Raw genomic sequence first — 7,262 nt, 5'->3', positions numbered from 1 at the left:
TCTCGATGGGAAGAAGCATATCCTTAGTTAAAGCAGATTTTCTTCCTCAGTGCAACCTAAGTCGATGCTTTCTCACGAGTGCGGGTTCATTTTCTAGGTTGACTTCGGCTTCCTTACCAGCATTTATTGAGATGTTGCCTTACAAGCTTTTTTGCCCAACCCTAGTTAATCAGCCTGCAAAAAATAAGTAAAAATTATAAATTTAAGGTAAATAATTAAAATATTTAAATATTTGGGGCGATTAGTTCAATGTAACAAGTAAGTTACAAGATTTTGATTTTCCCAGAATTTGCCAAAATTTGGCTGTAAATCGGGGTTGCCTACATTTAATAATATGGTATGATCGTGGTATGCTGTGGGCTTAGTTTAACCTTTAAGCTTTAAATCAACGGAAAACCAAGGCAATCAGGGGACTATATCGATTCTCTTGCCCAAAAAAAGCCGCTAGTGGTGACATTTTTTTATGTTGCAATTTTTGAAGTTTTGTAAAGGCTATTGACTTAAAACCAGAATTGTGCAACTCTCCCCGCTCCAAACTCTGGCACTCGCAGACAGTCAACAGCTAATCAAGTTGGGAACTAGGAGGAGAGGTCAACTCCTAGTCCCCTGTTTTTTGGGATATCAATTCCGCTTAAGGTACTTCAGTCCAGCGCCTAAGCCTCCTAGTACCAGCAAACTCAGCACAGTTGACGGTTCGGGAACAGGGGCAGGGGCAGAAAAGTTAGAAATCGTCACACTAGCCCGTCCAAAAAGGTTGTCGCGAGTGAAAATACGGAAACCAAAGCTGTCGCCAGCTAGGACGTTAAACGTCGATGTCCCGTTTTGGAAAACACCTCCCCCATCATTAGTTACTTGGGTGAAGCTGCCGTTGAGCAGATATCCGAAGGGATCCCAGAAAGGCCCATCAGCAGTCGAATAGTTCCAATCAAACGTCACCGTCCCAGCCGCAGCCGCAGTGGTGGTGTAGTCTGTGGTTCCAGAACCGCCAGAACCATTGTTCCCCCCAGTCAGGCTAATGGACGCGGGAGCGCCGCCGGTATTGACGAACCCGTCGGCATTACTATTGGTAAATGTCCAGTTAATGGGATCGTAAGCGTCTTGGAAACCGAACACTGTTGCGGCACTAGCACCAGAAGCAGCGGCTAGGGTGAGGCTAACAGTAGTGACAGTCATTGCGGTCTATGACCGCAATGACTCGAATAATTTTGGCGATTTGGTGGCCATGGCCCTAAAAATAAATTAATGTACCCCTTAAAGTTAAGGTTGATCAAAATATTTTTCAAGAGGATTTTTTATGAAAATATTCAATCCTATCTATATAGCCCACATTCCGCACCCTAAAGTGTCACATTGAAAATTTTATCTAAATCGTCAAAACGATTGCCGGCTCTGAATTACAGGCTAATTTGGTTGCCCAGCAGATGCACAATTAGCCCTAAAAATCTGATAACTCTGATACCAAATTATTGAGATAAACTCTCATTAAGCTGGCGATCGCTAACTAGAGTGTGACACTTCATAATTCTTAGTAATCGCTAAAAGTCTTACCATACAAGGGCTAGAGCAACTTTTGATTTCAACGACTAGGGTGCGGAATGTGGGCTGAAAAGACTGACGGCTATAAAACGGGGACAGGCAGTTGACGCTCCCGTCGCGCTCAAGCGAGGGATTCTTGATTCACCGAGTCCACTTAGACTAAGTACCTTGCGATTCTCAACCCAGAGGTGGTTCTCTCCTCAAGCGTTAACTTTGGGTGCGCCCCACCCTAGTTGTATTTCTACAAAATTTGCTTTAATTGAAGTGTTAGCTTCAAATACTGCTTTGTCTAGTTCCTGCAAAGATTTTACCTACCTACAGGTAGAAACTAGAACATTAGGTAGGGCTTGCTGAATAAATCTAAAAACTTTGTTGGATAAGGCTTTTAGACTTTTTTTCCCTCAAAAAGTGCCGACCATTGGAGGGATCGGGGGTAAAATTCCTGGACTTTTTCCCTGAAAATTAGGTAACTGACTACCTCAAAATCGGTAAAACCCTACACCCTACACCCCACACCCCACACCCTGCCCCCAGGAAAAACTTTTTGCCGCAAACCCTAGGTAGAACCCCATATCTTTGATTGTCAAGGTGCAGATAGCGTAGTGATTAGACTACAGGGGTTTTTCAAGCGGTTGTTTACCCTAGCCGCTATACTTATATGGTAGCTATTTTTCGTGAGTACTTCCAGACCTTTAAAGGAAAAAAGACTGCCAAGGCTAATGACCCCAAAAGAAGAGCAAGCGCACTTCGGAATACGCAACTAGAATGCCATTAACAATGTCAGAAGTCATTCGAGATTTCGCTCTTGAGACTAGACACTTATTTTTAGCTGTGGTTCGCTGTTCTATACTGGCCTTTGTTTCATCCCATCGGTAAAACCGAGGGTCTTCACCCGACATTGCAGATAAACCTTTTCTACCCTGGGAGAAAAACCGAGCCATTGACGAGATAAACGAGCAAAAGTGTCAGGATCACCGCTAACTGCGAAGTTAGTAGGTAGGGGTGTTTCGGGATTTTTTAGACCTAATAATTCTAGTTCTTTTTCCGCCGCTCGGACAACGGAAGCGGCGGGATCTACCAACCGCACGGAACTAGGTAAAAGACGACGTAAAACCGGGGAAAGATGGCGATAATGGGTACAACCATAGACCAGAGTATCAATATTTTCTGCTAGTAAAGGCTGAAGATATTCCCTAGCCACCTGCGTGGTGTAGGGGTCAAAAATGCGGTTAGCCTCGATCAAAGGGACAAATTCAGGACAGGGAATTTGCCAAACTTGGGCAGTAGGATCGATTTCTTGAATCGCTTGTTTATAGGCATTGCTTTTAGCCGTAGCCGGGGTAGAAATCACCCCAATGCGCTTTCCTTGTTTAACGGCAGTTTTGGCACCGGGTAAAATTACCCCCAAAATTGGTAAATCTTTAAATTCGGCCTGTACTTCTTCTAAAGCCAAGGCGGAACTGGTATTACAAGCCATAATCACCATTTTCACCCGGCGCTCGCTCATCCAAGTGAGAATTTCCCGGACAAATTCGATAATTTCCCCTTTAGAACGAGTTCCGTAGGGAAGTCTAGCGGTATCAGCGAAATAGAGAATTGATTCTTGGGGCAGTTGTCGATACAACTCCCTTAAAACGGTCAGTCCACCCACGCCACTATCAAACACACCAATCGGACTAAGTTGTGATTCTCTCATAGATAATATCGAGGAAAACGCTGATCTAAAATAGCTTTATTTGATGATATTAAAACACGGATTTTTTGATTAGTAAACTAATGCTCCAATCATTTAATCATTAACGGAGATTTCGTTGAATATATTCAATAATCCCCCCAGCGATCGCCGCCGCCATTTGTCGTTGAAAGTTGACATTGGCTAATTTAGCAGCATCCTCAGCGCCGGTGACGAAACCCACTTCCACGAGGGTAGAGGGCATTCTGGAGGTTCTCAGCACATAGAAACGGGCCCGACGCACCCCCCGATCGCGCATATCGACACTGCGGACAATATTGCGATGGATGGTATCCGACAAACGGCGATCGCCAAAGTAATAAACTTCCAATCCGTTGACATCCGGTCGTGCTTTACCCATAGAGTTAGCGTGGATACTGACAAATAGATCGGCATCGATCTGGTTAGCCAGATCCGTGCGACCTTGCAGGGTGACAAAAAAGTCGCTATCTCTGGTGAGACGCACATCGATGCCCTGTTGTTGCAGGATGCGGGTAACTTCTAGGGAAATGGGCAGAATTACGTTTTTTTCCTGAAGGCCACCAATTCCGATCGCCCCCGGATCCTTACCACCATGGCCCGGATCGATCACCACTAGAAAGCGGCTATTGCGTTGTTGGGGGGGATTAGGAGTGGGGTTAGAAGGGCGCGGCGGTGGGTTAAATTGCCCCGTATTGGGGGGTAAAGGAACAGGGATAGTAGTGGAGTCAGGAACCTGAGAAAGGGGGCTAGAATTGCGGGAGGAAAGCAATTCTAGGGCTAGGGTTTGACTGTCCGATTGAGTTAATTGTCCCAGTTGAAAACCCACGGCCGTCTGTACCAAAATCAGCACCTTATTGGCGCTTTCCTGACGTACCCGCAATTGATAGATAGGACTATAGCGGCCGAAGCGCGGACCGCGAAAAGACTCGGCTAACTTAGCATTTTCGATGCGTAGTTCATAGACACCATCCCGGTTAACACTGCCGTTAGCTTTCAGGGGTAAATCCGCGCGAATTAAGAGGCGATCGTTATTGCCCGTCAGATCGATCGAGGAGATCGTGGCCAAACGATTGCTAGAAGGGGGATTATTGGCAGTTTTCGGGGGGGGATTGTTGGGACGAGGATTGGGATTGGTGGCGCTAGTGGGGGGAGGTGAGGAGATATTATCCACGGCACCCAGACCACCCCTAGGCAGTAAAACCAAGCCACCAAAACGACTATAGAGAGCTTGCCAATCGGGACTATCTCTACTAACACTTAGGGAAATCTTAGCTCGTTGATTGGCGGTCTGACTGAATTGAATATCGCCGACCCCATAGCGATTGACGGGGATAGTTTGACCAGTGAGACTGCTGGGTAAAGTGGCCCCGGGTAATTCAAATTCGATTTTTTTGCCGTCCCGGCTGCGTTGACTGCGGATCGATCGCTCATCACCATTTTGCTCTAAACGGACAAAAAGACCATTGCGAGTGACCTGAAAATCATCGTTGTTGTCCGTCCGGCTAACTGGAGGTGGGGGAGTGGGACGGGTGGAACCGCGATCGGGGGGAGGTGTGGGGTCAGGGGTGACGGGTGGTTGCGTTTCCTCCCTAATTGGTTGGGGTTCTGGCAATTCCACTGTCCATTGGGTGGGCGAAATTCCGCGAATTTTTACCTGTTGAGGATCAAAGGTGTAGCCTGGGGCCAATTCAATCACTAAACGGGTAGTTTCCGCATCAAATTGACCGATACGGACACTTCTGACGATATTGCCAATGGGCCGGTTAATATTGGGTTGCCCTAACTTGATCCCGGGCAGATCGATCACGATCCTGGTGGGGTTAGTGATCATTTGCGCTCGCGGTTGCACTCGATTGTCGGTGGTGAACACCAGACGATTCTCATTGGTGTCGAATCGCCAAAAGACGAGCTTGCCTGCCCAAGCAGGGGCTGCCACCAGCAACCAAGTTAATGCGCTTAGGAATAACCAATGAAATCTCACGATCGATGCTCCCGTTGCTCAGTTATCAATTACCTTTTTTCGGTAAAAATGGACTATTTTGTCGATTTTTGGCCATCCATAGCTCCGTTAATGCTCTGAGAATGACTATCAATAAAAACAAGCTTATGGGACGTTGGCATGGTCTGCTATGTTTCTGATCAGTTATCAGTTATCAGTTATCAGTTATCAGTCATCAGTTATCAGTCATCAGTTATCAGCTTCTGAAGGTAATAGGCAAGAGGCTCCAAAAAAGAATCTGGCAATTCTCCTACCTAAAAATAAGGTTAGAAACTAAGTCCATCAAAGCTTTTAGCTTAACAAATTAGGATTTAGATTCGGCCCTTGTTATCAATGAAAAGACGGCACTGTTAGTGCCACTTAACACTGCTACTGGTAACTTAACACTGCCACTGGTCACTGGTCACTGCTCACTGCTCACTGATTGAGGGCTGGCGGTAGGTTCTTTAAATACTAACCTTAACAGGGGCGGAGCGATAAAGGTAGTCAAGATCACCATCATAATAATGGCCGCATCGGCAGCGGGGGATAAAGCGCCACTAGCAGCCCCGACTCCGGCAAAGACTAAACCCACTTCACCCCGGGGAATCATGCCAACTCCGATCGCCAAGCGATTGAGTTTTTCCTTGCTGAAAACGGCTAACCCCGTCACCACTTTACCCAAAATAGCGACGACAATTAAGAAAGCGGCCAAGACTAATCCTTCTCGATTAGTGGGAATAGCGGGATTAAGGACACTTAAATCGGTTTTTGCCCCCACACAGACGAAAAATATCGGTACAAATAAATCGGCGATCGGGAACACTTGTTCTGCCAATTCCGATCGCTTTTCCGTTTCCCCTAGAACCAGGCCCGCAGCAAAGGAACCGAGAATCGCTTCTAATTGGATAACTTGGGCAATATAAGCAAGAATAAAGGCGAAAATCAGGGAAACTAAGAGCAATTGTCCCCTAGTTTTCATGCTATTAACTAATTGAACGTAAAAGGGGCTTAAAAAACGACCGATCAGGATCGCCCCGATTACAAAAGCGCTAGAACTAATAACTAAATAAATTACTTTGCTAATTTGCACTTCTCCAGTCTTCACCAAAGAAGCAACGACAGCGAGGACGATAATACCGAGAATATCATCGAGAACCGCTGCCCCGATGATAATTTGACCTTCTTTCGCCGATAACTGCCCTATTTCTGCTAAAACCTTGGCGGTAATGCCGATACTGGTAGCGGTTAAAGCCGCCCCGGCAAAAATAGCGGGAATGGTGGCCAGATGAAAGATATAGATTAAACCCAAAGTACCCACCAAAAAGGGAACCGCAACCCCTACCACTGCGACAGCAGCTGCCTGTGGACCGACGCGAATTAATTCCTGTAAGTCTGACTCTAAACCAATCTCGAACAGCAGGATAATTACCCCCAATTCCGAGAGGACGGAAATCACCTCACTGGCAGCACTAAAAACGGCGGGAGATTGCTCCGGGGTGAGGGGGGAAGTGGATTGTAGGAAGTGAATTAGGAGAGAATCCTCGAATCCCGCTCCTCCTTCCGGAAAAACCAGTAATTTTAGGGCAGAAACCCCGATAATCACGCCACCGACTAATTCTCCTAACACGGGAGGCAAGTTCAATCGCACGCATATTTCTCCCCCCAGTTTACAGGCGAAATAAATAACGGTCAAACTCAGCAGCACGCAGGCTAAAACTAAGGCACTATCAGCAGTTTCGGCTGTAGCTGCCGAGGCTAACAGGGAAATGTTAAAACTCCAAGCGGAAGAAAGGAAAGGCTGTAGTATCATCGCTCGCTCAAAATTACTCTCAATACTCTAACAAGCTTGCGGCTTATTCAGTTATTCCTGCTCAAAGTTTGCCGTTCTATTAGACCTCTTGCAAAAATCAAAAATCTTCCTTTAGGTGAGGAGTCTCCGAGCCAGTAGTCAGTAGTCAGGAGAATTAAGAATGAGCATTAATCAATTAAATGCTCTATTTGGTTATTTTATGCAATTTTATGCTTATTTTT

At 46.1% G+C, this 7,262-nt stretch carries 5 protein-coding genes; 1 reads left to right on the top strand and 4 read right to left on the bottom strand.

Features of this window, described 5'->3' with window-relative positions; all coding sequences use genetic code 11:
• Nucleotides 1–621: 621 nt before the first annotated feature.
• Nucleotides 622–735, bottom strand: a complete 114-nt coding sequence (locus O9332_RS18455; RefSeq protein WP_288026778.1) for a PEP-CTERM sorting domain-containing protein — start codon at nt 733–735, stop codon at nt 622–624.
• An 87-nt stretch (nt 736–822) separates the two neighbouring features.
• On the opposite strand from O9332_RS18455, the gene O9332_RS18450 reads away from it, so the two are divergent.
• Nucleotides 823–1,146 (top strand): hypothetical protein, encoded by a 324-nt coding sequence (locus O9332_RS18450; protein WP_288026780.1) that lies wholly within the window; start codon nt 823–825, stop codon nt 1,144–1,146.
• A gap of 1,234 nt (nt 1,147–2,380) precedes the next feature.
• Here O9332_RS18450 and murI read toward each other — a convergent pair.
• The 3 genes from murI to O9332_RS18435 form a co-directional block, all read right to left on the bottom strand.
• Nucleotides 2,381–3,232 (bottom strand): glutamate racemase, encoded by an 852-nt coding sequence (gene murI, locus O9332_RS18445; RefSeq protein ID WP_002758158.1) that lies wholly within the window; start codon nt 3,230–3,232, stop codon nt 2,381–2,383.
• A 100-nt stretch (nt 3,233–3,332) separates the two neighbouring features.
• Nucleotides 3,333–5,231 (bottom strand): N-acetylmuramoyl-L-alanine amidase, encoded by a 1,899-nt coding sequence (locus tag O9332_RS18440; RefSeq protein WP_002758160.1) that lies wholly within the window; start codon nt 5,229–5,231, stop codon nt 3,333–3,335.
• 421 nt (nt 5,232–5,652) lie between these two features.
• Entirely contained in the window at nt 5,653–7,041 is a 1,389-nt protein-coding gene (locus O9332_RS18435) for a cation:proton antiporter (protein WP_288026774.1), read from the bottom strand.
• Between the last annotated feature and the right edge of the window lie 221 nt (nt 7,042–7,262).

It is taken from the genome of Microcystis sp. LE19-10.1B (assembly GCF_027530565.1).
Taxonomy (GTDB): domain Bacteria; phylum Cyanobacteriota; class Cyanobacteriia; order Cyanobacteriales; family Microcystaceae; genus Microcystis; species Microcystis aeruginosa.
The sequence above is the reverse complement of the archived record's forward strand: the minus strand, read 5'-3'. Positions and strand labels throughout refer to the sequence as shown.

Bases quoted from the DNA above. Each gene is read 5' to 3' on its own strand.
- murI (WP_002758158.1), bottom strand. From the start codon at position 3,232: ATGAGAGAATCACAACTTAGTCCGATTGGTGTGTTTGATAGTGGCGTG.
- O9332_RS18435 (WP_288026774.1), bottom strand. From the start codon at position 7,041: ATGATACTACAGCCTTTCCTTTCTTCCGCTTGGAGTTTTAACATTTCC.